Source organism: Allobosea sp. CER48 (genome assembly GCF_044752385.1).
Classification (GTDB): Bacteria; Pseudomonadota; Alphaproteobacteria; order Rhizobiales; family Beijerinckiaceae; genus Allobosea.
In genome coordinates, this window is sequence record NZ_JBIWYK010000699.1 from 1 (window position 1) to 1,205 (window position 1,205).

Annotated in this window: 2 protein-coding genes; both read left to right on the forward strand. The window is 61.7% G+C overall.

The features are described 5' to 3' along the window. The first annotated feature begins 312 nt into the window (after window positions 1–312). Complete coding sequence (locus ACIPIA_RS16655) at window positions 313–660, forward strand: antibiotic biosynthesis monooxygenase family protein (RefSeq protein WP_400511085.1); 348 nt, start codon at window positions 313–315, stop codon at window positions 658–660. Between the two features lie 10 nt (window positions 661–670). Continuing rightward, on the forward strand, window positions 671–1,192 hold the full coding sequence (gene hutX, locus ACIPIA_RS16660; RefSeq protein ID WP_400511086.1) for a heme utilization cystosolic carrier protein HutX: 522 nt from the start codon (window positions 671–673) through the stop codon (window positions 1,190–1,192). Window positions 1,193–1,205 lie beyond the last annotated feature (13 nt).

A 1,205-nucleotide genomic window follows, 5' to 3' on the forward strand; every position in this document is an offset into this window, starting at 1 on the left:
TAGGCGCCCGAGTATCAAATAATCGCCCATTAGAATGAATCCAAATCAAGTACATCCTTGTTTTTAATTATTCAAAACAAGAACATATTGCATGGATTGTTGACGGTGATATTCGCCTTTACTACAAGGGGTCAAGGGCGGCGACCAAGCGTTGCCGGTTGGGTTGCGGCTGTTGCCGGGCCACGCATCCGGCCCGTGCTTTCCCGAATGAGTGCTCGCAAGGGTGCCCATGCGGAGCGGGTGGCGCCCGGCCGCTTCGCGGCGTTCCTCGTTTCAGCCGTGCGCGGCCTTTTCCAGTGCAGGATTTTTCCGATGTTCATCGCCATGAATCGTTTCAAGGTCGTCAAGGGCGAGGAGGCTGCCTTCGAGACGGTCTGGTCGTCGCGCAAGAGCCGTCTCGACGAGATGCCGGGCTTCCTCGCCTTCCACCTGCTCAAGGGGCCGGAGAAGGAAGACCATACGCTCTATTCCTCGCACACGACCTGGGCCTCGAAGGAAGATTTCGTCGCCTGGACCAAGTCCGAGCAGTTCCGCGAATCGCATCGCAGTGCCGGCCAGCCCCGGCCGAAGCCGATGTATCTCGGTCATCCCGAGTTCGAAGGTTTCGAGACCGTCCTCAGCGAGACCAACCCGCATCTGCCCCGCCAGGCGGCCGAGTGAGGCCGCACCGATGACGACTGCCGATATTGCAGCCCGCGATCCGATCGAGCACGCGCGCAGCCTGCTCGCGGCCAAGCCCGACGGCCTGATCGAGGCGGTGGCGCGCGAGGCCAAGGTCTCGACGCGCGCCGTACTCGAGCTCCTGCCGTCCGAGCAGCGCCTCCTCATTGCCGCGGAGCGCTTCGAGGATGTCTGGAAGGAGCTCGCGACCTGGGGAACGGTGCTCTTCCTGATGCACACCCCGGACATCGTCCTGGAATGCGAAGCCTCGCTGCCGGTCGGAAGCTTCGGCCATGGCTACTACAATATCCACGGCGACAGCCCGATCGGCGGACATATCAAGGCGGAGAACTGCCGGGCGATTTACGTCGTCGATCGGAGCACCGCGCAGGGCCGGCGAGCCTGTTCGGTCCAGTTCTTCAACGGCGCCGGCGATGTGATGTTCAAGGTGTTCGTGCGTCGCGATGCCGCGCGTGAACTCCTGCCGGATCAGCTGGGGCGCTTTGAGGCTCTCAAGACAAAATTCGGCTGAGCCGCAAAAAAGG

Bases quoted from the DNA above. Each gene is read 5' to 3' on its own strand.
- hutX (WP_400511086.1), top strand. From the start codon at position 671: ATGACGACTGCCGATATTGCAGCCCGCGATCCGATCGAGCACGCGCGC.
- ACIPIA_RS16655 (WP_400511085.1), top strand. From the start codon at position 313: ATGTTCATCGCCATGAATCGTTTCAAGGTCGTCAAGGGCGAGGAGGCT.